The sequence below is a fragment of the Tistlia sp. genome, from assembly GCF_040905785.1.
In the GTDB taxonomy this organism is placed as follows: Bacteria; Pseudomonadota; Alphaproteobacteria; order Kiloniellales; family DSM-21159; genus Tistlia.
This window is the reverse complement of sequence record NZ_JBBDQW010000083.1, coordinates 17,361-43,705: the sequence shown is the minus strand read 5'-3', so window position 1 is coordinate 43,705 and position 26,345 is coordinate 17,361. Positions and strand designations below refer to the sequence as shown.

Here is a 26,345-nt window from a genome sequence, read left to right as displayed (position 1 = left end):
AAATCACTATACAAGCCCGATTGGTGCGTACTAGCATTCTTGGAGGCGCCCGCAGCGCCGCGGGGCAGAGAACAGGGAGCAGGACCATGAAGCGCATTGCAGGCGCCCTGGCGGGCGCATTCTTCGCGGCGGCGCTGGCCGGCGTGCCGGCCCAGGCGCAGACGCCGCCGGGCGTGCTGATCGTCGGGCAGATCGCCGAACCCAAGTCGCTCGACCCGCAGGCGGTGACCGCGGTCAACGACTTCCGGATCCTGATGAACCTCTACGACGGCCTGGTCCGCTACAAGGACGGCACCCTGGAAGTCGAGCCGGCGCTGGCCGAGTCCTGGACCATCAGCGAGGACGGCACGACCTATACCTTTGCCCTGCGCGAAGACGTGACCTTCCACGACGGCACCCCCTTCGACGCCGAGGCCGTCAAGTTCGCCTTCGAGCGCATGCTCGACGAGAGCCATCCCCAGCACGACACCGGGCCCTTCCCGCTGGCCTTCTTCTTCTCGGCGGTGGAGAGCGTCACCGCCGAGGACAGCCACAGCGTCGTCTTCCAGCTGAAGGAGCCCTACGCGCCCTTCCTGTCGAACTTGGCCTACCCGACCGGACTGATCCCCTCGCCCAGCGCGATCGAGGCCGAGGGCAAGGACTTCGGCCGCAACCCGGTCGGCACCGGCGCCTTCCGGTTCGAGGAATGGGACAGCAACACCAAGGTCGTGGCGACGCGCAACGCCGACTACTGGGACGGGCCGCCGGCGCTGGAGGCCGTCGTCTTCCGGCCGATCACCGACGCCAACACCCGCGTCGCCGAGATGCTGTCGGGCGGCATCGACGTCATGGTCGAGGTGCCGCCGGACAACGTCGCGACCTTCACCGACGACGGCGGCTTCGCGCTGCACGAGCAGGCCGGCCCGCACCTCTGGTTCCTGATCCTGAACGTCAAGGAGGGCCCCTTCGCCGACAAGCGGGTGCGCCAGGCGGCGAACTACGCGATCGACAAGCGGGCGCTGGTCGAGAACGTGCTGCAGGGCACCGCCGAGATCGCCGCCGGACCGACCCCGCCGGCCTTCTCCTGGGCCTACAACGAGGCGCTCGAGCCCTACCCGCACGACCCGGACAAGGCCCGCGCCCTGCTCGCCGAGGCCGGCGCCGAGGGTGCCGAGCTGACGATGTACGTGACCCAGGGCGGCTCGGGCATGCTCGATCCCGTGCCGATGGGCTCGGCGATCCAGGCGGATCTCGCCGAGGTCGGCCTCGAGGTCGAGATCGAGAGCTACGAGTGGAACACCTTCCTCGGCAAGGTCAATCCGGGCCTCGAGGGCAAGGCCGACATGGCTCAGATGGCCTGGATGACCAACGATCCCGACACCCTGCCCTACCTGGCACTGCGCAGCGACGCCATGCCCGACCAGGGCGGCTTCAACTCGGGCTACTATTCAAATCCCGAGGTCGACGCGCTGCTCGAGCAGGCCCGCCGCTCGACCGAGCAGTCGGAGCGCGCGGCGCTCTACAAGCAGATGCAGGAGATCGTCCGGGAGGACGCGCCCTGGGTCTTCGTCGCGAACTGGAAGCAGAACGCCGTGACCAGCGAGCGGGTCGAGGGCTTCACGCTGCAGCCCTCCTTCTTCCTGCTGCTGCACGAGGTGAGCAAGTCCTGAGGGTATGACGGGCTGCCTGGCCGGATGAACCCGCAAGCGCTGCCACTCCCCTTGGCGTCCTCCCTCTCCGCCCCCTTGGGGGGGGAGAGGGTCGGGGAGAGGTGGGGCCTGCGGCCGGCAACAGCCCGCCTAGCCTGCCGCGATGGCCGGATCCCCCCACCTCTCCCTGCCCTCTCCGCCCCCCGGGGCGGAGAGGGGACACCGGGTGGCTGGCCCGCCGCACCGCGAGGAGGCAGGCCCATGACCTACGTCGCCAAGCGCCTGCTGGCCATGATCCCGATCCTGCTCGGGCTCACCGTCATCGTCTTCCTGATGATGGCGCTGATCCCGGGCGACCCGGCGACGGCGATCCTCGGCTCCTACGCGACCCCGGACAACGTCGAGCGGCTGAACCGCCAGCTCGGCCTCGACCGCCCGCTCCACGAGCAGTACCTGATCTGGCTCGGCAACATACTGGAGGGCGACTTCGGCCGCTCCTACTCGCTCAACCGCCCGGTCGCCGACGAGGTCCTGGAGCGCTTCTCGGCGACCCTCCTGCTGGCCGGCGCGGCGCTGCTGCTCTGCTCGGTCTTCGGCCTGCTGGCCGGCACCCTCTCGGCGGTCCGGCAGTTCGGCTGGACCGACAGGATCGTCACCCTGCTGGTGCTGATCGGCATCTCGATGCCCTCCTTCTGGCTCGGCCTGCTGATGATCCTGCTGTTCGCCGTGACCCTGCAGTGGCTGCCGGCGAGCGGCATGGTCGCGATCTACGGCGGCGGCGGTCCCCTCGACATCCTGACCCACCTGGTGCTGCCGGCCTTCACCCTGGCGGTGGTCGCGACGGGCGTGATCGCGCGCCTGACCCGCGCCTCCATGCTCGAGGTCCTGCGCCAGGACTACATCCGCACGGCCCGCGCCAAGGGCCTGCCGGAGCGCCGGGTGATCTGGCGCCACGCCTTCAAGGCGGCGCTGGTCACGGTGATCCCGGTGATCGGCATCCAGGCCGGCTTCGTCCTCGGCGGCGCGGTCTACATCGAGACGGTGTTCCAGTGGCCCGGGGTCGGCGCCATGCTGGTCAAGGCGATCTCGACCCGCGACCTGCTGCTGGTCCAGGGCGGCGTGCTGGTGGTGGCCGCCAGCTACGTGCTGTTCAACCTGGCGGCCGACCTGCTGCAGGCCGCGCTCGACCCGAGGCTGAAGGGATGACCGCCGCGGCCGAGGCCGGCCGGGCGCAACCGCCGCGGCGCGACCGCAGCCGGCCAAGCGCCTGGCGGCTGCTCCTGAACAACCGGCTGGCCGCGGCCGGCCTGCTGCTGCTGGCACTGGTCCTGCTGCTGGCGCTGGCGGTGCCGCTGCTGCCCCTGCAGCCGCCCGACGCGACGGCGCCGGCCGACCGCCTGCTGCGGCCCTTCACCGAGGGCCATTTGCTGGGCACCGACGAGCTCGGCCGCGACCTGCTCTCGCGCCTGCTCTGGGGCACGCGGGTCAGCCTGGCGGTCGGCCTGTCCGCGACCCTGATCGCCGCCTTCTTCGGCTCGCTGATCGGCCTGGTCGCGGGCTACGCCGGCGGCCGCCTCGACGGCCTGCTGATGCGCGGCATCGACCTCGTCATGGCCTTTCCCTACATCCTGCTGGCGCTCGGCATCGTCGCCGTGCTCGGCCCCGGCCTGCTCAACGCCCTCTACGCCATCGCCGTCGTCAACATCCCCTTCTTCGCGCGCAACATCCGCGGCGTCACCCTGGGCCTGGCGCGGCGCGAGTTCGTCGATGCGGCGCGCCTGTCGGGCAAGAGCCACCTGCTGATCGTCACCAGCGAGATCCTGCCCAACGTGCTGCCGGTCGTCGTCGTCACCATGTCGACGACGCTGGGCTGGATGATCCTGGAGACCGCCGGCCTCTCCTTCCTCGGGCTCGGCGCGCAGCCGCCCCAGGCCGACCTCGGCTCCATGCTCGGCGAGGGGCGCAAGCTGCTGTTCACCGCGCCCCACGTCTCGGTGATCCCGGGCCTGATGATCTTTCTCGTGGTGATGTCGATCAACCTGCTGGGCGACGGCATCCGCGATGTCCTCGACCCGCGCCTCAAGTCCGGTGCCCTGGCGCGCCCCTCGGCGCGTACAGAGGTCCGGCGCGAGCGCGTGCCGCCGGCGCCCGCATCGGGCGCCCTGGTCGAGGTCACGGGCCTGGAGACCCACTTCCATGTCGGCCGCGAGGTCTACCGTGCGGTCGACGGCGTCGACTTCCGGCTGGCGCCCGGCGAGTGCCTCGGCCTGGTCGGCGAGTCCGGCTCCGGCAAGTCGGTGACCGCGCTGTCCCTGGCCGGCCTGGTGGCGAGCCCGCCGGGGCGCAACGTCGGCGGCCGCATCGACTTCGAGGGCCGCGACCTGCTGGCGGCCTCAGATGCCGAGATCCGGGCCCTGCGCGGCGACAAGCTGTCCCACGTCTTCCAGGACCCGCTGGCGACCCTGCATCCCCTGTTCACCGTGGGCGAGCAGATCGTCGAGGCGATCCGCGCGCACCAGCCCCTGTCGCGCGCCGCGGCCCGGGCCCGGGCCGCCGAGCTGCTCGGCTTGGTGCGCATCCCCAATCCTTCGGCGCGCCTGGATGCCTACCCCCACGAGCTGTCGGGCGGCATGCGCCAGCGCGTCTCGATCGCCATGGCCCTGGCCAACGACGCGCGCCTGCTGATCGCGGACGAGCCGACGACGGCGCTCGACGTCACGGTGCAGGCCCAGGTGCTAAAGCTGCTCGACGGGCTGCGCAGCGAGCGCGACACGGCGGTGCTGTTCATCACCCACGACTTCGGCGTGGTTTCGGAGCTCTGCGACCGCATCGCCGTCATGTATGCCGGACGCATCGTCGAGACCGGCGCGACCGAGGCGGTGATGGCCGCCCCGGCCCACCCCTACACCCGCATGCTGATCGACTGCGTGCCGGTGCTCGGCGAGCCGGGGCGCCGGCTCGACGCGATCCCCGGCCTGCCGCCGCCGGTCAACCGCCTGCCCGAGGGCTGCGCCTTCGCCGAGCGCTGCCCGCGCGCCGAGGCCGACTGCCGCCAGGGGGCCATCCCGCTCGACCCCCTCTCAGGGGCGGCCGGCCGGGACCGCGCCGTGCGCTGCCTGCATCCGGTCGGCGCCGAGGCCGTCCGATGAGCGGCGCGATCCTCGAGGTCCGCGACCTTGAGCGCCGCTTCGGCGGCGGCCGGGACCTGCTCGGCCGCCCGAAGCCGGCGGTCCACGCCCTGCAGGGCATCTCCTTCGACCTGCGCGAGGGCGAGACGCTGGGCATCGTCGGCGAGTCGGGTTGCGGCAAGTCGACCCTGGCGCGCCTGCTGGTCGGCCTCGACCGGCCGAGCGGCGGCACCATCCGGCTCCAGGGCCGCGACGTCACCGCCCTGGCCGGCCGGGAGCCGCGCGCCCTGGCGCGGGTCGTTCAGTACGTCTTCCAGGATCCTGTCTCCTCGCTCAACCCGCGCAAGACGATCCGGGCCACCCTGGAGGCGCCGATGCTCCACCTGCTCGGCCTCGACCGGGCGGCGCGGCGTCGGCGCCTCGAGGAGCTGATGGAGGCGGTCAGACTCAGGAGCGAGTTCCTCGACCGCTACCCGCACGAGTTCTCGGGCGGCCAGGCCCAGCGCATCGGCATCGCCCGGGCGCTGGCCGCCGAGCCGCGCGTGATCGTGCTCGACGAGCCGGTCTCGGCGCTCGACGTGTCGGTCCAGGCGCAGGTGCTCAACCTGCTCGACGACCTGAAGCAGCGCTTCGGCCTGACCTACCTCTTCATCAGCCACGACCTCTCGGTGATCGAGAGCGTCAGCGACCGCATCGCGGTGCTCTACTTCGGCCGTCTCGCCGAGTTCGCCGGGCGCGCGGCGCTCTTCGCCGAGCCGCGCCATCACTACACCCGTCTGCTGCTCGCCTCGGCCCCGGTGCCGGGCCGCCGTTCGGTGCGGGCGGAAGAGGCGCTTGCCGAGCTGCCCGATCCGCTCGATCCTCCCCCGGGCTGCGCCTTCGCGCCGCGCTGCCCGCGGTCCGAGGCCGACTGCCTCCAGCGGATCCCGCAGCCGGAGGACGGCGCCCGGCGCGACGGCGGCGCGCTCCATCTGGCCGCCTGCCTGCATCCGGCGAGCGGCCCCCTACCCCCCGCCTCGCCATGAAGAGGAACGAGCGGCCGATGAGCCTCCAGGACGAGCCCGCCGGGACCCTGCAGCGATCCGAGCTGGCGCCGGTGCCGCCGCCGGCGGCGCCGCTGCCGGGGGCCCGACGGCTGAAGCGCACCGACGCGATCGCCGAGGCGGTCAAGGACTGGATCGTGCTCAACGCGCTCAGGCCCGGCGACCGCCTGCCCCAGGAGAAGGCCCTGATGGCGCAGTTCAAGGCGTCGAAGGGCACGATTCGCGAGGCGCTGAAGGCTTTGGAGACGCAAGGCCTGATCCGCAGCCGCACAGGCCCCGGCGGCGGCGCCTTCGTCGCCGAGCAGAGCGGCGAGCACGCCATGGCGCTGCTCGCCAACTACTTCTTCTTCCGCCAGCCCTCGATCCGCGACATCTACGCCCTGCGCAAGCGCCTGGAGCCGGACCTGGCGGCGAGCCTGGCAGGCCAGCTGGGGGAGGACGACTTCCGCCGGCTCGAGGCAACCATGCGGCTCTACGACCACCCGCCGGCGACGACCGGCGAGGAGTACCAGCAGCGCCTGGCCGAGCTGGAATTCCACGGCATCCTGGCCGAGCTCTGCCCGAACCCGGCGCTCGGCTTCATCTGCCGCTTCCTGCAGACGCTGCTGGCCAACCTGACGATCTGCCGCCGGATCTACGACATCCCCAATCCCGAGCTGCGCGATGCCGGCCTCAGCTACCAGATCCGCCTGCTGCGCGCCCTCAAGTCGGGCGACGCCGAGACGGCCAGCGCCGTCATGCACGAGCACATGTGCGCCGCCGAACGCTACATGGAATCCTGCGAGGCCGAGTTCCGGAGCGGCTTCCTGAAGCTGTGACGGGTTCGCCCGCTATGCCGCGACCGGGCCGACCGGAAGATCGGCCGGCAGTCTCGGCCGACTCGGCCATTCGGATCGAGTGCCGCGCGGGACCGGCCGGAACCGTCGCCGCCGGCGAGCCGTTGGCCCGAGAGCGCAGGAGACAGCGGCATGACGGAGCCCCTGGTCACGGTCTTCGGCGGCACCGGCTTCCTCGGCCGCCGGGTCGTCGCCCGCCTGCTCCGGGCGGACGCTGGCGTGCGGGTCGCCAGCCGGCACCCCGGGAAGGCCCGCGCGCTCTTCGGCACGCCGCCGAGGCTGGAGGCGGTCGCGGCGGATATCGCCAGCGAGGCGCAGGTCGCCACAGCCGTGGCCGGCGCGAGCGGCGTCGTCAACGCGGTCAGCCTCTACGTCGAGGGCGGCGGTGCGACCTTCCACGCGATCCACGTCGAGGCGGCCAGACGCTTGGCCAGGGCCGCGCGCGAGGCGGGCGTGGGACGGCTGGCGCAGCTGTCGGGCATCGGCGCCGATCCACGATCCGAGTCGCCCTACATCCGCAGCCGCGGCGAGGGCGAGGCGGCCGTGCGGGCCGCCTTTCCGGAGGCGACGGTCCTGCGCTCGGCGGTGATGGCCGGGCGGGACGACAGCCTGGTGGTGCCGCTGGCCGGGCTGCTGCGCCGCTTTCCCGCCTTCGCCCTCTTCGGTGGCGGCCAGACGCGCCTGCAGCCGGCCTGGGTCGAGGACGTCGCCGAAGCGGTCGCCCGCAGCGTCGCGGGCCAGGAACCGCCGCCGGCGGGCCTCCTGGAGCTGGGCGGGGCGGAGGTCCTGAGCTACCGGGCGCTGATCGAGGCGATCTGCCGGCGGATCGGCCGCCGGCCGCTGCTGCTGCCGCTGCCCTTCGCGGCCTGGCAGCGCCTCGCCTGGCTGGCCGAGCGGCTGCCCGAGCCGCCGATCACGCGCAACCAGGTCGAGCTGATGCGGTTCGACAATGTCGTCTCCGGCGCGCTGCCCGGCTTCGCCGACCTGGGGCTCGCGCCCCGCGGCCTCTCGTCGCTGCTGCCGGAGATCCTGGACGGCGCCGGCTGACAAGCGGCTGCGGGGCCGCCATCATGGGCGACATGTCGACGAGGCCACCCTACCTGCCCTTCACCGAGGGCCCCTGGCGCATGACCATGGGGCTGCTCGCGATGAAGCCCCAGGACTGGATCGAGATCGACCGGGAGTACGAGAGCTACCTGGCCGAAAAGCGCCGCCTGCTGGCCGAGCGGCGCGATGCGGTCTTCGCGACCCTGCCCGGCTCGGAGGCGGCGACGCGCGAGCTGCAGGACAACCTGGCCGGCTTCCTGGCCGAGCGCTTCCCCGAGCGCTTCCGGCTCGAGGGCCGCCTCCTGCGCCGGCTCACGGACGGGGAGGCCTGGGATCTCGACGACCCATCGGAGCACCCGCTGGCCCGCGCCGGCCTGTGGGTGCAGGAGGACTTCTGCGTCCTGGAATCGGCGGGCCCCGGCGAACCCTACGTGCTGACCGCCGCGACCCTGTCGTTCCCGACGCGCTGGAAGCTGGCCGACAAGATCGGCCGCCCGCTGCTGGCGATCCACGCTCCCGTGCCCGGCTACGCCGAGCGGCTCGGCCGGCCGGTCGACCGCTTCTTCGAGAAGCTGGCTCCGGAGCGGCCGGTCTGGCGGATCAACTGGTCGCTGACCGACGAGCCGACGCTGTTCCAGCCCGAGGGCCACGGCCGCAAGGAGGCCGACCCCTCGATCACGGCCGAGAACGCCGGCGAGCGGGTCTGGCTGCGCGTCGAGCGCCAGACCCTGCGGCGCCTGCCGTCGAGCGGCGCCGTCATCTTCGGCATCCGCATCTACCGCCACCCGCTGTCGAGCCTCGCCGCGGCCCCGGAGGCGGCGGGCCACCTGGCGCGCTGGCTCGGCGAGCTGCCCGAGGATCTGGCGCGCTACAAGTCCCTCCCGGTCTTCGGGGTGGCGGCGCGCGCCTATCTCCAGAAGCTCGCCTGTGTAGAGGCGTGACGCTTTCCGGGGGCCGAAATCCGCCTTTTCTGGGGATAACGGGCGGGATAAGTGAGAAATCTGTGGAAAGCCGGGGAACCTTCAGCGCGCCTGCGATTCTCTCGCAGCGATTTCTGCGGCCTGCCGCTGCTCGTCGCTGAGCAACGGGGCGACCTCGGCGACCAGGCCCTCGGCCGCCGCGACACCGGCGTCTTGGGCCCGCAGCAGCCAAAGGTAGGCGCTTGCCGCATCCGGCGGGCTGGCGCGCAGGGCCAGTAGCGCGCGGTTCAGCGCCGCCTGGGGAAGGCCGTCTCGGAAGGCCTGCTCGTAGAGCCGGGCGGCCTCGGTTTCGTCCGCCGCGACGCCCTGCCCGGTCTCGTGGAGAACCGCCAGATTGTAGGCCGCCGGGGCGATCCCGCCCTCGGCCGCGGCCCGGAACCATTGCGCCGCCGCCGCATGGTCCGGCGGGCTGATCTGGCCGAGCAGCACGCCGAGCCTGAACTGGGCCGCAGGCTGGCCGTTTTCCGCCGCCATGCGGTACCAGTGCAGGGCCTGCGCGCGGTCGACCGGCGTGCCGATGCCGCGCTCGTGCATGGCGCCGGCCAGCGCCTGCGCCTCGGCGTCGCCGCGCACCCCGCGGTGCTCGTACCAGTCGACGCCCAGGCGCTCGTTCCAGGGCAGCAGCTCCCACAGCGGGTCGCGCGCCATGCCGGGACCGGCCGACAGGCACAGCGCGGCGAGCAGCAGCGCGCCGATCGGCCAGCCTCTGGTCAAGGTCGCCTGGAAATCGAAAAGGCTCGAGCCGGACCGCGCGCCGCGCCGACCGCGCCGCCGCCGGATGCCCGATCCGTGACACTGCTTCGCATCGGACCCCCCTGTCCCCCGCCAGAGCGACTTATGCCCCATGCGGCCGTTGTGTGACAAGACGAGGTCGAAACCGCAGAAGAGCCGGGGTGACGGCCCTAACGCCGGACGTCGATGACCGTGCGTCCCTGCACCCGGCCGGCGAGGATCGCCTCGGCCAGCGCCGGCAGGTCGGCGAGGCCGGCCTCGCCGGTCATGGCGTCGAGCTTGTCGAGCGGCAGGTCGGCGACCAGGCGGTTCCAGGCCTCGATCCGGTCGGCATAGGGCCGCATCACCGAGTCGATGCCGAGCAGGCGCACGCCGCGCAGCAGGAAGGGCAGCACCGTGGTGTCCAGCCTGTTGCCGCCGGCGAGGCCGACGGCGGCGACCGCACGGCCGTAACCCATCTGGCTCAGCAGGTGCGCCAGGGTCGTGCCGCCGACCGCGTCGATGCAGCCGGCCCAGCGCTCGCTATCGAGCGGTCGGGCCGGCGGCTCGGCCAGCTCGGCGCGCTCGAGGATCTCGGCGGCGCCGAGCTGCTTCAGGTAGCCGTGGCTTGCGGCCCGTCCGGTCGAGGCGGCGACGCGGTAGCCGAGCCGGGCCAGGAGCGCGACGGCGACCGAGCCGACGCCGCCGGCGGCGCCGGTGACCAGCACCGGCAGGTCGCCGCCCGGCGCCAGGCCGTGGCGCTCCAGCTCGAGGACCGCCAGCATCGCCGTTAGGCCGGCGGTGCCGATCGCCATGGCCCGGCGGGCGGTCAGCCCCTCCGGCAGCGGCACCAGCCAGTCCGCCCTGACCCGAGCCTTGCCGGCGTAGCCGCCCCAGTGCGTCTCGCCGACCCGCCAGCCGGTCAGCACGACCTTGTCGCCCGGCCGATAGCGCGGATCCTCGCTCGCCTCGACCGTGCCGGCGAAGTCGACGCCGGGGACGTGGGGATAGCGGCGGACAAGGCGGCCGATGCCCTGCAGGATCATGCCGTCCTTGTAGTTCAGCGTCGAATACTCGACGGCGACCGTGACCTCGCCCGCCGGCAGGGCCGACTCCTCGAGCTCGACCAGGCGGCCGGCGACCTTGCCCTCGCTCTCCTCGAGCAGGTGCGCGGCAAAGCTCATGGCAGCTCCTCCCCCTCCTCGACCGGGTCCTCGTCCTCCTCCGGCAGCCATTCCTGGAGGACCAGCTCCAGGGTGATGCCGATGGGATTGGCGCCGCGCACGAAGCGCCCGCCGTAGATCCGCGCCTCTGCGTCGGCGATCGTGCCCTGCAGGTAGGCGTGGGGTCGGCCGTTGTCGTCGGTGCGCAGCTCGCCCGCCAGGGTCAGGATCTCGATGTCCGGCCCCTCCACCGTGGTGACGCCGGCGTGCTCGCCGGAGCCGTAGCCGAGCGCAGCGTCGACCAGTGAGCCGATGCCCGAGCGCAGGGTCGCGTAGCGCAGGCCGGACTCGCCCGCGGCCCGCTCGATGCCCTCGACCAGGTCCTGGTTCGGCTTCAGCCGGATCGCGACGAGCCGGCCCTGCCGGCCGGCCTCGAACTGGGTCTCGTGGTCCATCAGGTGCCCTCCACGGGCTGCAGCAGGGTACGGTCGGTCTCGGCGTCGTGGACGGCGAAGAAGCCGGCCCCGGCCAGGGCGAGGACCTGCAGAACCAGGCCGTCGGCGCCGACCCGGCAGCCGGCGGGCACCAGCGCGCCGCCCTCGAGGCGCCCGCTCCGATCGACGACCGTGGCGCGGCAGCGCAGGCAGGCCCCTCCTTCGGCGTCGCGCCCGAGAATGCCGGCGCCGCCGACCAGGGTCGCCGCTCCTTCGAGCTTTCGCGGCCCGGCCGGCTCCGCCGGCCCGCCGCCCAGGGAGTCGGAAACCTCGAGCTCCAGGCGGTCGAAGCTGCCGCTCAGCAGCTGCAGGGCGGCCTGCTCGACGCCGCGCGCCTGCAGCGCAGCGATCAGGGCGGCCCCGAGCTCGGCGCCCGGCGGCAGGGCGATCCGCCACTCGCCGCCCGAGCGGCCCCGGGCGATCACGCGACGCGGCTCGGTCGGCCGGCCCGGGTGCTTGATCAGCCTCACGGCGCGCTGGCCCCGGCCAGCTCGCCGCGCTCGGCCAGGGCCTGGCGCACGAGATGCTTCGGCACCTTGCCGTAGCCCGACTTCGGCAGGGCGTCCCAGAAGAACACCCGGCGCGGCCACTTGTACTTGGCCAGGCGGTTTTCCAGGAAGCCAAGCAGCTCGGCCTCCTCGGCCCGGGCGCCCTCGGCGAGCACGACGACGGCGACGCCCGATTCGCCCCAGGCCGGATCGGGCACGCCGAGCACCGCGACCTCGGCGACCGCCGGATGGGCCAGCAGCACCTCCTCGGCCTCGCGTGGATAGACGTTCGAGCCGCCGGAGATGTACATGTCCGAGGCGCGCCCGGTGATGTAGAGGTAGCCGGCCTCGTCGAGCTGGCCGAGGTCGCCGGTGTGAAACCAGCCATCCTTCAGGGCCTTGGCGTTGGCCTCGGGATTGTCGTGGTAGCCGGCGAAGACGGCGGGCCCGCGCACGCAGATCTCGCCGTCCTGGCGCGGGCCCAGGCGTCGGCCCTCGGCGTCCTTGACGGCGATCTCCATGCCGGTGCGTGGGAAGCCGCAGGAGCCGACGCGCATGCGGTTGTCGTCCAGGTGATGCTCGCGCGGCGGCAGCACCGTGATGTTGCCGGTGACCTCGCCCAGGCCGTAGTACTGCACCAGGCAGGGCCCGAGCTTCTCCAGGGCGTGGCGCTGGTCCTCGCGGTACATCGGCGCGCCGGCGTAGATCACGTACTTCAGCGAGGAATGGTCGTGGCGGTCGACCGCCGGGTGGCGGGCCAGGCGGTTCAGGATCACCGGCACGGTGAACATGTTGGTGATGCGCTGCTCCTCGACCAGGCGCCAGGCCGCCGCCTCGTCGAAGGAGGTGCCGGGCAGCAGCACCGAGCGGACGCCGCGCGCGACCTGGGGCAGCATGTGCACGCCGGCGCCATGCGACAGCGGCGCCACGACCAGCGAGGCGTCGGCCTCGGTCGTGTCCGGCATCAGGTCGGCGAGGTGGTTGACCGTGACGAAGGCGAGCTGGCCGTGGGTCAGGACGCCGGCCTTGGGGCGGCCCGTGGTGCCCGAGGTGTAGAAGAACCAGCAGGGGTCGTTCCGCCCGACCTCGGCCTCCCAGGAGCCCGCGCCCCCACCCTCCTCGACCATGCCCTCCTCGACCAGCGCCTCGTAGGAGACCTGCCCCGCGCCGGGCTCGCCGATCACGACCGTCAGGGCGAGCGCCTCCGAGGCCTCGGCGACCGCCTCGGCATGCCCGGGGAAGGCGTCCTCGAGGATCATCGCCCGGGCCCCGGAATGGGCGCCCAGGTAGGCGACCTCCGAGGGCGTCAGGCGGACGTTGGTCGGGACCCAGACGGCGCCCAGCTTGAAGGCGGCCCAGGCGCTCTCGAACAGCTGGTTGGAGTTGCGGGCGTGGACCAGGATCCGGTCGCCCTTGCCGAGGCCGCGCGCCTTCAGGGCCGCGACCAGGGCGTCGACCCGCCGGTCGAGCTCGGCCCAGGTCCACTGCCGCTCGCCCCAGACCAGGCCGACCCGCTCGGGCAGGCGGCGCGCCGTGTCCGACAGCAGCCGCCCCAGGTTCATCACGTCGCCCATGGGACGTCGCTCCTCCGTCCGATCCCGGTCGCCTCCAGACCCGGCGCCTCGACCCGCTACTTCAGCGGCTCCAGGATCGAGACGTAGTTGGCGACGGCGGCGCCGCCCATGTTGAAGATGCCGCCGAGGCGCGCGTCCTTGACCTGCATGCCCTCGGCCTTGCCCATCAGCTGCATCGAGGTCATGACGTGCATCGAGACGCCGGTCGCGCCGATCGGATGGCCCTTGGACTTGAGGCCGCCCGAGGGGTTGACCGGCAGCCGGCCGTCCTTGCGGGTCCAGCCCTCCAGGACCGCCCGCGCGCCCTGGCCGCGCGGCGTCAGGCCCATGGCCTCGTACTCCAGCAGCTCGGCGATGGTGAAGCAGTCGTGGGTCTCGACCAGCGAGAGGTCGGAGAGCGCGGTGCCGGCCTCGGCGTGGGCCCGCTTCCAGGCCACCTCGCAGCCCTCGAACAGCACGATGTCGCGCTTCGACAGCGGCAGGTAGTCGTTGACCTGCACGGCGGCGCGGAACTTGACCGCCTTGTCCAGGGTGCGCGCCGTCTCCTCGTCGGCCAGCACCAGCGCCGCTGCGCCGTCGGAGACCAGCGAGCAGTCGGTGCGCTTCAGCGGGCCGGCGACATAGGGGTTCTTTTCCGAGACGTTGCGGCAGAAGTCGTAGCCGAGATCCTTGCGCATCTGCGCCCAGGGGTTCTCGACACCGTTGGCGTGGTTCTTGGCGGCGATCGCGGCCAGCGCGTCCGACTGGTCGCCGTGGCGCTGGAAGTACTGGTTGGCGATGACCCCGAAGACCCCGGCGAAGCCGCCCTCGATCTCGCTCTCCTCCTTGAGGTAGGAGGCCTTGAGCAGGGTCTTGCCGATCTCCGGCCCGGGCAGCGCCGTCATCTTCTCGACGCCGACGACCAGCACGAAGCGCCCCTGGCCGGCCGCGATGGTCTTGAGGCCCTGGTGGATCGCCGCCGAGCCGGTCGCGCAGGCGTTCTCGACGCGCGTCGCCGGCTTGAAGCGGAAGTCCGGGGAGGTCTGCAGCACCAGCGAGGAGGGGAAGCCCTGGGGCGAGAAGCCCTCGTTGTAGGTGCCGAGCACGATCTCGTCGATGTCGCCGGGCTCCAGCCCGGCGTCGGCGACGGCCTGGGTCGCGACCTTGGCGATCAGCGACTCGACGTCCTCCCCCTCGTGCTTGCCGAAGGGCGTGTGCGCCCAGCCGACGATGCAGGAACTGGTCATGGCGTGGCCTTCCTCGCTCGGTTCTTCTATGAGTCGGTCCCTGATATAGCGGCGCGGCCGGGCCTTCGCCAGAGCCGGGCCGCCCGCAGCAGGGGAGCGCCGCCATGGTGCGCGAGGCAGAGGCAATCCGGCTGCGCCCGGCCGAGACTGGGGAAGCCGCGGCGCTGAGCACCCTGGCGCTGCGCTCCAAGGCGGTCTAGGGCTACGACGCGGCCTTCCTGGAGGCCTGCCGGGGCGAGCTGACGCTCGAGCCGGGCGAGATCGCGGCCGGCGGCGTGACCGTCGCCGAGCGCGAGGGCCGGATCGTCGGCCTCTCGCGCCTGGCCTTCGAGGCCGACGGCGCCGGCGGCACCACCGCCGAGATCCTGCTGCTCTTCGTCGAGCCGGGCCTGCTGCGCGCTGGCGTCGGGCGGGCGCTCTTCGCGGCGATGGAGGAGGAGGCCGGGCGGCGCGGCGCCGCCCGGATCGCCGCCGGCGCCGACCCCGGCGCGGAGGGCTTCTACCGGCGCGTGGGCATGGTCCGCGTCGGCGAGGAGCCCTCGGGCAGCATCCCGGGCCGCCTGCTGCCGCGCCTGGAAAAGCCGCTCCGGGGGTAGCCGTTCCGGGACTGGCGCCCCGCCGGCCCACGACCGATACTGCGGGCCGCTCGACTCACCCCAGGCACGGAACCCGGAATCTCATGACCGCCTTCGACCCCTTGCGCATGAAGCGCGACAAGCCTCTCGACCCCGCCGTCACGGCGGTGCTCATCGTCGATGCCCAGAACGCCGAGATCGACGAGCCCTACCGCAGCGCCCATCCGGCGTACTGGCAGGCGATCCAGGAGCGCGCCCTGCCGGCGATGCGGCAGCTGCTCGAGGGCAGCCGGGCCGCCGGCTGCGAGGTGCTCTACACGGTGATCGAGGCCCTGACCCGCGACGGCCGCGACCGCTCGCTCGACCACAAGCTCTCGGGCATCCTGGTGCCGCGCGGCTCGCCGGGCGCGAAGGTGATCGCCGAGGTCGCGCCGCGGGACGACGAGATCGTGCTGCCGAAGACCTCCTCGGGCGTCTTCAACTCGACCAACATCGACTACCTGCTGCGCAACCTCGGCGTCGAGAACCTGATCGTCGCCGGCTTCCTGACCGACCAGTGCGTCGACATGGCAGTGCGCGACGCCGCCGACCGCGGCTACTACGTCGTCTGCGCCGCCGACGCCTGCGCCAGCCACAGCGAGGAGCGCCACGAGACGGCGCTCGAGGCCTTCGGCGGCTACTGCCGGGTGCAGACGGTCGCCGAGATCCTGTCCGACCTGCCCTCGGTGCCCGAGGCGGCGGTCGCCCTTTAGCGGCAACCCCTTCAAGGGAGGTCCAGGATGGCAAGCCGGATGACGATCCTCGACGGCGGCATGAGCCGGGAACTGGTGCGCCTGGGCGCCGAGCTGCGCCAGCCGGAGTGGTCGGCGCTGGCGCTGATCGAGACGCCGGGCATCGTCCAGCGCGTCCACGAGGCCTTCATCGAGGCCGGGGCCGAGGTCATCACCACCAACAGCTACGCCCTGGTGCCCTTCCACATCGGCGAGCAGCGCTTCCGCGAGCAGGGCGCCGCGCTCGCCCGCCTGTCCGGCGAGCTGGCGCGGGCCGCGGCCGACGCAGGAGCGGCCGACGGGCAGAGCCGGGTCCGGGTCGCCGGCTGCCTGCCGCCGATCTTCGGCTCCTACGAGCCCGAGGCCTTCGAGCCGGCGCGCGCCGGCGCCTATCTCGATGTCCTTGTCACGGGCCTGTCGCCCTCGGTCGACCTCTGGCTCGGCGAGACCCTGAGCCTGATTGCAGAGGCCAAGGCCGTGGTGGCGGCGACGGCGGCCACCGGCAAGCCGGTCTGGATCTCCTTCACCCTGGAGGACCGCGACGCGCCCGAGACGCCGGAGGTGCCCCGGCTGCGCTCGGGCGAGACGGTCGAGGCGGCGGCGCGCTGGGCGCTTGAGGCCGGCGTGGCGGCGCTGCTGTTCAACTGCAGCCAGCCCGAGGTCATGGCCGCGGCGGTCGAGCGGGCCGCACAGGTCACGAAAGCCGCCGGAAGCTCGCTGCCGCTCGGCGTCTACGCCAACGCCTTCGAGCCGAAGCGGCGCCAGGGCAAGGCCAACGCGGGCCTGAGCGGCACGCGCGAGGAACTGACGCCGGCGCTCTACGCGGCCTTCGCCGCCGACTGGGCGGCGCGCGGCGCCACCATCGTCGGCGGCTGCTGCGGCATCGGCGCCGCCCACATCCGGGCGATCGCCGACCGCCTCAAGTAGCCGGCGCTCCGGGTGCGGCGGCATCGAGCCGCTCTAGCTCGTCGATCACGCCCTTGCCCACCGACCAGTTCAGGAACGGAATTGGGAATGGTTGCAGCTCGAAGTATTGGAACTTCAGCGCTTCTTGGATTTTCCATTCCCATTGTCGTTATGCTCGTCGGGTACTTGTTGGCATGGGTCGACGGCTTTAAGATAGGGGATAATCCCCTTAAGATAATCTCGATACTCTGGTACCATAAGTTAGTCGTTGCAGTATGGCCATCTGGTATCATTTTTCTGATGTCTGGTGGACATCTGGCTCCTATTTCAATCGCCTTTGTTTCGATCTTCTTTATAGCCGTCGTACTGAACGTAGCATTGTATGTGCTGTTCGGATTTCTTTTGTCGAGAAGGTGGGGGAGATTTGGACCCCTAAGCATTATCTCGTTCGTTGGCGTGTTGGCGTATTGGGTCTTTCTCGCCGCGATCTGAGGGGCAGGTCTGGTTACCGGCACATCGAGTCATAGCGCCGGCGGCAACAAGCGTCGGCCGGCGCCAGAGGGCTTCAGTCGAGCCGTTCCAGCTCGTCGATCATGCCCTCGACCACCGTCAGCCCCTTGCGCCAGAAGGCCGGATCAGAGGCGTCCAGGCCGAAGGGCGCCAGCAGCTCCTTGTGGCGCTTGGTGCCGCCGGCGCGCAGCAGCTCCAGGTACTTCTCGGCGAAGCCCTCCTCGGCCTCCTGGTAGACCGCGTAGAGCGAGTTCACCAGGCAGTCGCCGAAGGCGTAGGCGTAGACGTAGAAGGGCGTGTGGAGGAAGTGCGGGATATAGGTCCAGAAGACCCGGTAGTCCTCGTTGAGGTCGAAGGCCGGGCCGAGCGCCTCGACCTGGGTCTCCATCCAGATCTCGGCCAGATCGTCGCTCAGCAGCTCGCCCTGGCGGCGCCGGTCGTGAACCGCCGTCTCGAAGCGGTGGAAGGCGATCTGCCGGACCACCGTGTTGAGCATGTCCTCGACCTTGCTCGCCAGCATAGCCTTGCGCTCGGCCGGATCCTTGGTGTCCGCGAGCAGGCGGCGGAAGGTCAGCATCTCGCCGAACACGCTGGCGGTCTCGGCCAGGGTCAGGGGCGTGCCGGCGAGCAGGTGGCCCTGGGCGCTGGCGAGCACCTGGTGGACGCCGTGGCCAAGCTCGTGGGCCAGGGTCATGACGTCGCGCACCCGGCCCTGGTAGTTGAGCAGCAGGTAGGGGTGCACGCTCGGCACCGTCGAGTGGGCGAAGGCGCCGGACTGCTTGCCGGGCCGGGCCGGGGCGTCGATCCAGGGCCGCTCGAAGAAGCGGCGCCCGACCCCGGCGAGCTCCTCGGAGAAGTCGGCGTAGGCGGTCAGCACGGTCCGCTGCGCCTCGTCCCAGGGCACCTGGCGGTCGACGCTGGTCGGCAGCGGCGCGTTGCGGTCCCAGTAGGACAGCTTGTCGAGGCCGAGCCAGCGCGCCTTCATGGCGTAGTAGCGGTGCGAAAGGCGCGGGTAGGACTCGACGGCCGCCCCGACCAGGGCGTCGACGACCTCGTCCTCGACCCGGTTGTGCAGGTTGCGCGCCGAGATCGGGCGCGCGAAGCCGCGCCAGGAGTCCTCGATCTGCTTGTCCTTGGCCAGGGTGTTGGTGACCAGGGAGAACAGGCCGAGGCGGCTCTTCAGGCCTGCCGCGAAGGCTTCGCCGGCCCGCTGGCGCGCCGCGCGGTCGAAGTCGCTCATCCGGTTGAGGACCTCCATCGAGGTCTGGTCCTTGCCGTCGAGCCGGAAGCGCAGGCCAGCCATGGTCTCGTCGAACAGCCGGGTCCAGGCCGAGGCGCCCGCGACCTGCTTGTCGTGCAGCAGGCGCTCGAGCCGCTCGTCGAGCTGGTGCGGCCGGTAGGCGCGGCTGTCGCGGATCCAGGGGCGGTAGCGCGCCAGCAGCGGATCCTGGAGCTTCTCCTCCAGCGCCGCCTCCTCGATCTCGTTGAGCTCGAGGGTGAAGAAGATCAGCTCGGCGGAGATCTCGCTGACCGCCTCCTGCATGCGCTGGTAGAAGCGGCCGCTGCGGGGGTCCGCCATGTCGGCGGCATAGACCAGCTGGGCGTAGCTCATGAGCTTCGACAGGATCTCGTCGACCGCCTCGTAGTCGCCGAGGGCGCGGCCCAGGGTGTCGCCGGCGAGCGTCGCGAGCTTGCCGGCGCAGCGCTGGCGCAGCTCGCCGGCGAGCGTGCGCGCCTCGGCGAGGTCCTTGTCGATCTCCGGCGCCTCGGTCCCGGCATAGAGGTCCGTGAGGTCCCATTCGGGGAGCGGGCCCAGGGTGTCCGCTGCATTGGTCTCGGCGACGTCGCTCATGCTTTTCCTTTCGCTTGACCTTCCCGCATATAGGCCGCATGTCGCTGGACACCAAAGCAAGAAGCGGCCGGCGGCCGGCGCTGCGGCCGAGCCGGGCACCGCAAGGCGACAGGCCGGGCCGCCAGATCCTGGGGAGGACCGTCTTGGGGGCAGCAATCGACTATCGTGCCGTCGGCAGCCTGCCGGCGCTGTTCTTCGATCAGGCCCGCGCGCTCGGCGACAAGCCGCTGCTCTGGGCCAAGCGGGAGGACGCCTACCGGCCGCTGAGCTGGCGCGAGGTCGAGGCGCGGATCCGCGACCTCGCGCGCGGCCTGCGCGCGCTCGGCATCGCGCCCGGCGACCGGGTGCTGCTGGTCTCGGAGAACCGCCCGGAGTTCTTCATCGCGACCTTCGCGATCATGGCGGCGCGCGCCATCGTCGTGCCGGCCTACACCACCAACACGCCGCGCGACCATGCGCACGTGCTGCGCGACAGCGGCGCCGCCGCCGCCCTGGTCACCACCGGGGCGCTCGCCGGGCCGCTGCTGAGGGCGGTCGCCGAGGTCGAGGACTGCCGCCGGGTCGTCGGCCTGGAGCCGTTGCCCGCGCTGGCCGGGCCGGCGGCGGAGCGCGTCTCGCTGCACGACTGGCACGAGGTCGAGCGGCTCGGCGCCGCCGCGCCGGACGATATCGACGCGCTGGTCGCCGCGGTGCCGCGCGGCGAGACCTGCTGCCTGATCTACACCTCCGGCACCGGGGGCGCGCCCAAGGGCGTGATGCTCAGCCACGGCAACATCCTGTGCAACTGCCTGGGCGCCTACGACCTGCTGAAGGACTTCGGTCTCGGCGACGAGGTCTTCCTCTGCTTCCTGCCGCTGTCGCACTCCTATGAGTTCACCTGCGGCCAGATGTTCCCGATGTCGATCGGCGCGCAGATCTACTACGCCGAGGGCGTCGACCAGCTCGGCCGCAACATGGTCGAGGCGCGGCCGACGATCATGACCGCCGTGCCCCGGCTCTACGAGACCATGCAGGCGCGGATCCTGCGCGGCCTGGCCAAGCAGTCCGGCCTGAAGCGCTGGCTGTTCGCCACCGCCGAGCGCCTCGGCCGCAAGCGCTACGAGGACGCCGGCAGCCTGAGCGCGCGCGAGCGCCTGCTCGACCTGCTTTGCGAGAAGCTGGTGCGCAGCAAGGTGCGCGCGCGCTTCGGCGGCCGACTCAAGGGCCTGGTCTCGGGCGGCGGGCCGCTCAACCCCGACGTCGGCCTGTTCTTCGTGGCCCTCGGCCTGCGCCTGCTCCAGGGGTACGGCCAGACCGAGGCGGCGCCGGTGATCTCCTGCAACCGCCCCTTCGCCTACCGCATGCACACGGTCGGCCCGCCGCTGAAGGAGGTCGAGGTCCGGATCGCCGAGGACGGCGAGATCCTGGTGCGCGGCGAGCTGATCATGACGGGCTACTGGAACCAGCCGGAAGCGACGGCCGCGGTCTTGCGCGACGGCTGGCTCTACACCGGCGACGTCGGCTGCCTCGACACCGAGGGCTACCTGATGATCACCGACCGCAAGAAGGACATCGTCGTGCTGTCCGGCGGCGACAACGTCTCGCCGGCCCGCGTCGAGGGCTTCCTGACCCTGCAGCCGGAGATCTCCCAGGCGATGGTTTCGGGCGACAAGCGCCCGCACCTGGTCTGCCTGCTGGTGCCCGACCCGGACTGGCTGCGCGAATGGGCTGCGAGCGCGGGCAAGACCGATGAGCTGCGGGCGCTGAGCGGCGACGAGGACCTGCGCAAGGCGCTGGCCCAGGCGGTCGAGCGGGTCAACCGCGAGGTCAGCGGCCTGGAGCGGGTGCGCCACTTCGCGGTGGCACCCGAACCCTTCTCGATCGAGAACGAGATGCTGACGCCCAGCCTCAAGGTCCGGCGCCACGTGGTCCGGCGGCACTACGGCGCCCAGCTCGACGCGCTCTACGGCTGAGGCGGCCTACGGACGCGGGCCTAAGGACGCGGGCGCGCGCCAGCGCCGGCCGTCGCCGGCCGGCCGGCGCGCATCAGCAGCGCGATGTGGCTGCGCAGGCTGTCGCGGCTCGGCGGCTTGAGCATCAGGATGCTGCGCGCGATCGCCCGCACCTGCGCGACTTGGCCTTCGGTGGCGTTGGGCGTGAGGAACAGGATCGGCAGGTCGCGGAGGCCGGCCTGCGCGGCGCTGCGCACCGTCTGCGCCAGGGCGAAGCCGTCGAGCGGCTCCACGTCGACCGCCAGCACCAGCAGGTCCGGCGTGAGCTGGTGCAGGTCGGCGAAGGCCGTGGCGCTGTCGGTGCCGGCCCAGACGTGGGCGAAGCCGAGCCCGCGCATCAGGTCGCAGACGAGCCGCGCCTGCCCGACGCTCGACTCGACAACCAGGGCGCTGGGGAAGCGCTCCCGCCCGATATCCGCGTCATAGCCGTCCCGCACCCGCAGCTTCCTCCAATGCACCTATCCGCCGGGGATGATGATGCGGCAATGCTTAAGCCTCGGTTCACAGCAGCCTCGGTTCACAGGGCCGGCAGGCGACGGCCGACCCCCGCCAGGCCCCTTACAGGCCGCGCCACTCCTTGAACCAGGCGACGAAGCGGCCGAGGCCCTCGTCGATCGGCGTGCTCGGCCGGAAGCCGAGGTCGCGCTCGGCGGCCGTGATGTCGGCGTAGGTCTCCTTGACCTCACCCGGCTGCATCGGCTTCTCGATGATGGTCGCCGGCCGGCCGCAATGCTGCTCCAGCACCTCCAGGAAGCGGCGCAGCGACTCGGGGCGCGAGTTGCCGAGGTTGTAGAGCCGGTGCGGGACGCTGCCGGGCTCCGCCGCCGCCGGTGGCCGCTCGAGGGCCGCGAGCACGCCGGCGACGACATCGTCGATGTAGGTGAAGTCGCGGCGCATGTCGCCGCCGTTGAACAGCTCGATCGGCTGGCCGCCCAGGATCTTCTCGGTGAAGCCCCAGTAGGCCATGTCCGGCCGGCCCCAGGGGCCATAGACGGTGAAGAAGCGCAGGCCGGTCAGGGGCAGCTCGAAGAGCCGGGCGTAGGTCTCGGAGAGCAGCTCGCCCGCGCGCTTGGTCGCGGCGTAGACCGAGACCGGCGAATCGACCCGGTCGGTCTCGGAGAAAGGCTGCTTGGTGTTGGCGCCGTAGACCGAGGAGGAGCTGGCGTAGACCAGGTGGGTCAGCGCCGGCAGGCGCTGCGCCGCCTCCAGGATCGCCAGGTGGCCGGTGACGTTCGAATCGACATAGGTGAAGGGGTGGCTCAGCGAGTAGCGCACGCCGGCCTGGGCGGCCAGGTGCAGCACCTGCTCGATCTCCGGGTGTTCCCGGAACAGCGCCGCGACGGCTTCGGGGTCGCCGATGTCGAGCTGCCGGAAGCGGAAGCCCGGGACACCCTCGAGCGCCGTCAGCCGCGCCCGCTTGAGCGCCGGATCGTAGTAGCTGTTGAGGTTGTCGATGCCGAGCACGCTCCGGCCCCGGTCGAGCAGCGCGCGGCTGGTGTGCGAGCCGATGAAGCCGGCGGCTCCGGTGACGAGAACGGTCATGGGATCCAGGCGTTGAGCGAAAAGGGAGGGCCGTCCGGCGGTTATAGCCACAACCGACCGTAGCCTGCACCTTTTTTGGGAGCGCGCGGAGCCCCGCTGCTGCGCCTCCTCTGGACAAATAGGTCAGTAATAGTTACCTTTTTTTGACGCCCCGGACACCTACCTCACACGCTAGGCGATTGACGGGACGCGCTGGCTCCGCCCGTGGCAGGGTGTAGGCTGGACGCCGCAGCCTTCAGGCACGCGGCGCGTGACATACGGGAGAAGGCGCCGGCCGCAGGCGGCAAGGCGCCCCGGACAAACGGAAGTGCGGCCGCGAGGTGCCTTCCGGTTAGGGAGAAGCAGGACGAATGCCCGACGCCGCAGTCAGACTCGACGACAAGTACACGCTGGAATCCGGCCGGATCTTTCTGACCGGCACCCAGGCCCTGGTTCGCCTGCCGATGATGCAGCGCCAGCGCGACCTGGCCGCCGGCCTGAACACCGCCGGCTTCATTTCCGGCTATCGCGGGTCGCCGCTCGGCGGCTTCGACCAGCAGCTGTGGAAGGCGCGGCGCTTCCTCAAGGACAACCACATCCACTTCCAGCCGGGGGTCAACGAGGACCTGGCGGCAACCGCCGTCTGGGGCACCCAGCAGGCGCCGATCTTCGGCGACTGCCGCTACGACGGCATCTATTCGATCTGGTACGGCAAGGGCCCGGGCGTCGACCGCTCGGGCGACGTCTTCCGCCACGGCAACTACGCCGGCGCCTCGCAGCACGGCGGCGTGCTGCTGCTGGCCGGCGACGACCATGCGGCCAAGTCCTCGACCACCGCCCACCAGTGCGAATACACCTTCCTCGACGCCATGGTCCCGGTGCTGAGCCCCGCCGGCGTCCAGGAGTTCCTCGACCTCGGCCTCTACGGCTGGGCGATGAGCCGCTATTCCGGCTGCTGGGTCGGCTTCAAGACGGTCACCGAGACGGTCGACGCCACCGCCTCCTGCTACGTCGATCCGCACCGCATCGAGGTCGTCCTGCCCGAGGACTTCGAGCTGCCGGAGGGCGGGCTGAACCTGCGCTGGAACGGCGCCCTCGACATCCTGGAGCAGGAAGAGCGCCACCACCGCTACAAGATCTACGCCGCGCGCGCCTTCGCCCGCGCCAACAAGCTCGACCGCGCTGTCATCGACGGGCCCGACCGCAAGGTCGGCATCGTCTCGGTCGGCAAGTCCTACCTGGACGTCCGCCAGGCGCTCGACGACCTGCACATCGACGAGGCCGAGGCCGCGCGCCTGGGCCTGTCGGTCTACAAGGTCGCCATGCCCTGGCCGCTGGAGCCGACCGGCGTGCGGACCTTCTGCGAGGGGCTCGACGAGGTCCTGGTCGTCGAGGAGAAGCGCGCGGTCATCGAGAACCAGCTGAAAGAGCAGCTCTACAACTGGCACACCGACAAGCGCCCGCGCATCGTCGGCAAGTTCGACCGGGACTATCCCGACCAGCCGGCGGCGGCCCTGCTGCCGTCCTACGGCGAGCTGACACCGGCGATGATCGCGCGGGCGATCGGACGGCTGTTGAAGCGCCACGGTCGGACCACCGAATCGATCGAGGCGCGCCTGCGCTTCCTCGACGAGAAGGAGCAGGCGCAGTCGCGCGCCGCGCCGCCGATGAAGCGGGTGCCCTACTTCTGCTCGGGCTGCCCCCACAACACCTCGACGCGGGTGCCCGAGGGCAGTCGCGCCATGGCCGGCATCGGCTGCCACTACATGGTCCAGTGGATGGACCGGAACACCGAGACCTTCACCCAGATGGGCGGCGAGGGCGTGCCCTGGGTCGGCCAGGCGCCCTTCAGCACGACTAGGCACGTCTTCGTCAACCTGGGCGACGGCACCTACTTCCACTCCGGCCTGCTGGCGATCCGCCAGGCGGTCGCCGCCAAGGTCAACATCACCTACAAGATTCTGTTCAACGACGCGGTCGCGATGACCGGCGGTCAGCCGCATGACGGCGAGCTCGACCCCATGGCGATCAGCCGCCAGGTCTGGGCCGAGGGCGTCAAGCAGGTCGTGGTCGTCTCCGACGAGCCGGACAAGTACCCCCTCGGCGTCGAGTGGGGCGGCGCCAGCACGGTGCGCCACCGCGACGACCTCGACCAGATCCAGCGCGACCTGCGCGAGCAGGAAGGCGTGACGGTGCTGATCTACGACCAGACCTGCGCCGCCGAGAAGCGGCGCCGGCGCAAGCGCGGCACCTTCCCCGACCCGGACCGGCGCGTCTTCATCAACGACGCCGTCTGCGAGGCCTGCGGCGACTGCTCGGTCAAGTCGAACTGCGTCTCCGTCGTCCCGGTCGAGACCGAATTCGGCACCAAGCGCGGCATCGACCAGTCGTCCTGCAACAAGGATTTCTCCTGCCTCAAGGGCTTCTGCCCCTCCTTCGTCACGGTCGAGGGCGCGACCCTGCACAAGTCGAAGGCGGTCGAGCCCATCGTCGGTCCCTCGGGCAGCCCGTCCGAGCGCCCCTGGCCAGTGCTGCCGGAGCCGACGCTGCCGAGCCTCGACGAGCCCTACGGCATCCTGGTCACCGGCGTCGGCGGCACCGGCGTGGTGACGATCGGCGCCCTGCTCGGCATGGCCGCGCACATCGAGGGCAAAGGCTGTTCCGTGCTCGACATGGCCGGCCTCGCCCAGAAGGGCGGCGCGGTGCTGAGCCACATCCGCCTGGCGCAGCGCCCGGAGGAGCTCCACGCCGTACGCATCTCGGCGGGCGGCGCCCGCCTGCTGCTCGGCTGCGACCTGGTCGTCGCCGCGGCCACCGACACGCTGTCCAAGGTGCGCGAGGGCTACAGCCGGGCGATCGTCAACGACCAGGAGTCGGTGACCGGCGACTTCACCCGCAACTCGACCGCCTACCGCTTCCCCAAGCAGCCGCTCATGGACCTGATTGGCGAGGCGACAGGCGCCGGGGCGGCCGACTTCGTCTCGGCGAGCCGGATCGCGACCGGCCTGCTCGGCGACTCGATCGCGAGCAACCTCTTCATGCTCGGCTACGCCTGGCAGAAGGGCCTGGTGCCGATCAGCGGCGCGGCGATCGACCAGGCCATCGACCTCAACGGCGTCGCCGTCTCCTTCAACAAGCAGGCATTCCTGTGGGGCCGCCGCGCCGCCGAGGACCTGGCCGCCGTCGAGAAGCTGGCCCTGCCGGCCGAGGCGCCGACCAGCCACAGGGTGAGCCAGACCTTCGACGAGCTCGTCGAGCGCCGCCGCGCCTATCTCGCCGCCTACCAGGACGAGGCCTACGCCGGTCGCTATCTCGAGGTCGTCGAGCGCGCCCGCAAGGCCGAGGCCGAGCGGACGCCGGGCATGACCGGTCTTGCCGAGGCGGTCGCGCGCTACGCCTACAAGGTCATGGCCTACAAGGACGAATACGAGGTCGCGCGGCTCTACAGCGATCCCGAGTTCGAGGCCAAGCTCAGGAACCAGTTCAGCGGCGACTTCAAGCTGAAGCTGCACCTGGCGCCGCCGCTGCTGGCCGACCGCGACCCGCAGACCGGCCATCTCAAGAAGCGCGAGTACGGGCCCTGGATCTTCCAGGCCTTCCGCCTGCTGACCCGCCTCAAGGGACTGCGCGGCACCCGCCTCGACCCCTTCGGCTACAGCGCCGAGCGGCGGGCGGAGCGCCGGCTGCGCGACGACTACCTGGCGCTGGTCGAGGAGATCGCGGCCAACCTGTCGCCGGCAAACCACGCGATCGCCGTCGAGCTCGCCTCGGTGCCGGACCAGATCCGCGGCTTCGGCCACATCAAGGACGCCAACCTGGCCCGGGGACGGGCACGCTGGACCGACCTGCTGGAGAGCTTCCGCGACCCGGCCGCGCAGCGCAGCGCGGCCGAATAGGCGGCG

21 protein-coding genes are annotated in these 26,345 nt (G+C 71.6%); 12 read left to right on the top strand and 9 right to left on the bottom strand.

Annotated features, from left to right (window positions below; all coding sequences use genetic code 11):
- Positions 1-86: 86 nt before the first annotated feature.
- The 7 genes from WD341_RS19385 (at position 87) to WD341_RS19355 (ending at position 8,623) form a co-directional block, all read left to right on the top strand.
- On the top strand, positions 87-1,649 hold the full coding sequence (locus WD341_RS19385) for an ABC transporter substrate-binding protein (RefSeq protein ID WP_368427141.1): 1,563 nt from the start codon (positions 87-89) through the stop codon (positions 1,647-1,649).
- Positions 1,650-1,889: 240 nt separating this feature from the next.
- On the top strand, positions 1,890-2,834 hold the full coding sequence (locus tag WD341_RS19380) for an ABC transporter permease (protein WP_368427140.1): 945 nt from the start codon (positions 1,890-1,892) through the stop codon (positions 2,832-2,834).
- Positions 2,831-4,777 (top strand): dipeptide/oligopeptide/nickel ABC transporter permease/ATP-binding protein, encoded by a 1,947-nt coding sequence (locus WD341_RS19375; RefSeq protein ID WP_368427139.1) that lies wholly within the window; start codon positions 2,831-2,833, stop codon positions 4,775-4,777. The genes WD341_RS19380 and WD341_RS19375 overlap by 4 nt, the downstream gene beginning before the upstream one ends.
- A complete protein-coding gene (locus WD341_RS19370) occupies positions 4,774-5,781 on the top strand; it encodes an oligopeptide/dipeptide ABC transporter ATP-binding protein (protein WP_368427138.1) in 1,008 nt (335 codons plus the stop codon). Before WD341_RS19375 ends, WD341_RS19370 begins: the two co-directional genes overlap by 4 nt.
- A gap of 17 nt (positions 5,782-5,798) precedes the next feature.
- On the top strand, positions 5,799-6,617 hold the full coding sequence (locus tag WD341_RS19365; RefSeq protein WP_368427137.1) for a FadR/GntR family transcriptional regulator: 819 nt from the start codon (positions 5,799-5,801) through the stop codon (positions 6,615-6,617).
- A gap of 150 nt (positions 6,618-6,767) precedes the next feature.
- Complete coding sequence (locus WD341_RS19360; RefSeq protein ID WP_368427136.1) at positions 6,768-7,682, top strand: complex I NDUFA9 subunit family protein; 915 nt, start codon at positions 6,768-6,770, stop codon at positions 7,680-7,682.
- A 32-nt stretch (positions 7,683-7,714) separates the two neighbouring features.
- Positions 7,715-8,623, top strand: coding sequence for a DUF3445 domain-containing protein (locus WD341_RS19355; RefSeq protein WP_368427135.1), 909 nt, complete (start codon positions 7,715-7,717; stop codon positions 8,621-8,623).
- An 81-nt stretch (positions 8,624-8,704) separates the two neighbouring features.
- On the opposite strand, the gene WD341_RS19350 is transcribed toward WD341_RS19355, so the two are convergent.
- The 6 genes from WD341_RS19350 to WD341_RS19325 all read right to left on the bottom strand — a co-directional run bounded on the left by WD341_RS19350 (position 8,705) and on the right by WD341_RS19325 (position 14,318).
- Complete coding sequence (locus tag WD341_RS19350; RefSeq protein ID WP_368427134.1) at positions 8,705-9,376, bottom strand: tetratricopeptide repeat protein; 672 nt, start codon at positions 9,374-9,376, stop codon at positions 8,705-8,707.
- Positions 9,377-9,564: 188 nt separating this feature from the next.
- Positions 9,565-10,557 (bottom strand): MDR family oxidoreductase, encoded by a 993-nt coding sequence (locus tag WD341_RS19345; RefSeq protein ID WP_368427133.1) that lies wholly within the window; start codon positions 10,555-10,557, stop codon positions 9,565-9,567.
- Positions 10,554-10,991 carry a PPC domain-containing DNA-binding protein gene (locus WD341_RS19340; protein ID WP_368427132.1) on the bottom strand — a complete coding sequence of 146 codons (438 nt, stop codon included), beginning with the start codon at positions 10,989-10,991 and terminating at the stop codon, positions 10,554-10,556. The genes WD341_RS19345 and WD341_RS19340 overlap by 4 nt, the downstream gene beginning before the upstream one ends.
- Complete coding sequence (locus WD341_RS19335) at positions 10,991-11,500, bottom strand: hypothetical protein (protein WP_368427131.1); 510 nt, start codon at positions 11,498-11,500, stop codon at positions 10,991-10,993. The genes WD341_RS19340 and WD341_RS19335 overlap by 1 nt, the downstream gene beginning before the upstream one ends.
- Complete coding sequence (locus WD341_RS19330; protein ID WP_368427130.1) at positions 11,497-13,092, bottom strand: acyl-CoA synthetase; 1,596 nt, start codon at positions 13,090-13,092, stop codon at positions 11,497-11,499. The genes WD341_RS19335 and WD341_RS19330 overlap by 4 nt, the downstream gene beginning before the upstream one ends.
- Positions 13,093-13,148: 56 nt before the next feature.
- Positions 13,149-14,318, bottom strand: coding sequence for an acetyl-CoA acetyltransferase (locus WD341_RS19325; protein ID WP_368427129.1), 1,170 nt, complete (start codon positions 14,316-14,318; stop codon positions 13,149-13,151).
- Between the two features lie 275 nt (positions 14,319-14,593).
- On the opposite strand from WD341_RS19325, the gene WD341_RS19320 reads away from it, so the two are divergent.
- From WD341_RS19320 to WD341_RS19310, 3 genes are all read left to right on the top strand, one after another.
- A complete protein-coding gene (locus WD341_RS19320) occupies positions 14,594-14,914 on the top strand; it encodes a GNAT family N-acetyltransferase (protein ID WP_368427128.1) in 321 nt (106 codons plus the stop codon).
- 83 nt (positions 14,915-14,997) lie between these two features.
- Positions 14,998-15,645 (top strand): cysteine hydrolase family protein, encoded by a 648-nt coding sequence (locus tag WD341_RS19315; protein WP_368427127.1) that lies wholly within the window; start codon positions 14,998-15,000, stop codon positions 15,643-15,645.
- Positions 15,646-15,684: 39 nt separating this feature from the next.
- Positions 15,685-16,590 carry a homocysteine S-methyltransferase family protein gene (locus WD341_RS19310; protein ID WP_368427126.1) on the top strand — a complete coding sequence of 302 codons (906 nt, stop codon included), beginning with the start codon at positions 15,685-15,687 and terminating at the stop codon, positions 16,588-16,590.
- 544 nt (positions 16,591-17,134) lie between these two features.
- Here WD341_RS19310 and WD341_RS19305 read toward each other — a convergent pair.
- Positions 17,135-18,931 (bottom strand): M3 family oligoendopeptidase, encoded by a 1,797-nt coding sequence (locus tag WD341_RS19305; protein ID WP_368427125.1) that lies wholly within the window; start codon positions 18,929-18,931, stop codon positions 17,135-17,137.
- A 143-nt stretch (positions 18,932-19,074) separates the two neighbouring features.
- On the opposite strand from WD341_RS19305, the gene WD341_RS19300 reads away from it, so the two are divergent.
- The gene (locus WD341_RS19300) at positions 19,075-20,883 is read left to right on the top strand and encodes a long-chain fatty acid--CoA ligase (RefSeq protein ID WP_368427124.1); all 1,809 of its coding nucleotides are present in this window, start codon (positions 19,075-19,077) and stop codon (positions 20,881-20,883) included.
- 20 nt (positions 20,884-20,903) lie between these two features.
- Here the strand turns inward: WD341_RS19300 and WD341_RS19295 are convergent, their stop codons facing one another.
- Positions 20,904-21,359, bottom strand: coding sequence for a response regulator (locus WD341_RS19295; RefSeq protein ID WP_368427123.1), 456 nt, complete (start codon positions 21,357-21,359; stop codon positions 20,904-20,906).
- Between the two features lie 121 nt (positions 21,360-21,480).
- The gene (locus WD341_RS19290) at positions 21,481-22,464 is read right to left on the bottom strand and encodes an NAD-dependent epimerase/dehydratase family protein (protein ID WP_368427122.1); all 984 of its coding nucleotides are present in this window, start codon (positions 22,462-22,464) and stop codon (positions 21,481-21,483) included.
- 350 nt (positions 22,465-22,814) lie between these two features.
- On the opposite strand from WD341_RS19290, the gene WD341_RS19285 reads away from it, so the two are divergent.
- Positions 22,815-26,339, top strand: coding sequence for an indolepyruvate ferredoxin oxidoreductase family protein (locus tag WD341_RS19285; protein ID WP_368427121.1), 3,525 nt, complete (start codon positions 22,815-22,817; stop codon positions 26,337-26,339).
- Positions 26,340-26,345 lie beyond the last annotated feature (6 nt).

Bases quoted from the DNA above. Each gene is read 5' to 3' on its own strand.
- WD341_RS19355 (WP_368427135.1), top strand. From the start codon at position 7,715: ATGTCGACGAGGCCACCCTACCTGCCCTTCACCGAGGGCCCCTGGCGC.
- WD341_RS19330 (WP_368427130.1), bottom strand. From the start codon at position 13,092: ATGGGCGACGTGATGAACCTGGGGCGGCTGCTGTCGGACACGGCGCGC.
- WD341_RS19375 (WP_368427139.1), top strand. From the start codon at position 2,831: ATGACCGCCGCGGCCGAGGCCGGCCGGGCGCAACCGCCGCGGCGCGAC.
- WD341_RS19310 (WP_368427126.1), top strand. From the start codon at position 15,685: ATGACGATCCTCGACGGCGGCATGAGCCGGGAACTGGTGCGCCTGGGC.
- WD341_RS19290 (WP_368427122.1), bottom strand. From the start codon at position 22,464: ATGACCGTTCTCGTCACCGGAGCCGCCGGCTTCATCGGCTCGCACACC.
- WD341_RS19365 (WP_368427137.1), top strand. From the start codon at position 5,799: ATGAGCCTCCAGGACGAGCCCGCCGGGACCCTGCAGCGATCCGAGCTG.
- WD341_RS19345 (WP_368427133.1), bottom strand. From the start codon at position 10,557: ATGAGCTTTGCCGCGCACCTGCTCGAGGAGAGCGAGGGCAAGGTCGCC.
- WD341_RS19385 (WP_368427141.1), top strand. From the start codon at position 87: ATGAAGCGCATTGCAGGCGCCCTGGCGGGCGCATTCTTCGCGGCGGCG.
- WD341_RS19340 (WP_368427132.1), bottom strand. From the start codon at position 10,991: ATGGACCACGAGACCCAGTTCGAGGCCGGCCGGCAGGGCCGGCTCGTC.
- WD341_RS19315 (WP_368427127.1), top strand. From the start codon at position 14,998: ATGACCGCCTTCGACCCCTTGCGCATGAAGCGCGACAAGCCTCTCGAC.
- WD341_RS19380 (WP_368427140.1), top strand. From the start codon at position 1,890: ATGACCTACGTCGCCAAGCGCCTGCTGGCCATGATCCCGATCCTGCTC.
- WD341_RS19305 (WP_368427125.1), bottom strand. From the start codon at position 18,931: ATGAGCGACGTCGCCGAGACCAATGCAGCGGACACCCTGGGCCCGCTC.
- WD341_RS19285 (WP_368427121.1), top strand. From the start codon at position 22,815: ATGCCCGACGCCGCAGTCAGACTCGACGACAAGTACACGCTGGAATCC.
- WD341_RS19370 (WP_368427138.1), top strand. From the start codon at position 4,774: ATGAGCGGCGCGATCCTCGAGGTCCGCGACCTTGAGCGCCGCTTCGGC.
- WD341_RS19360 (WP_368427136.1), top strand. From the start codon at position 6,768: ATGACGGAGCCCCTGGTCACGGTCTTCGGCGGCACCGGCTTCCTCGGC.
- WD341_RS19325 (WP_368427129.1), bottom strand. From the start codon at position 14,318: ATGACCAGTTCCTGCATCGTCGGCTGGGCGCACACGCCCTTCGGCAAG.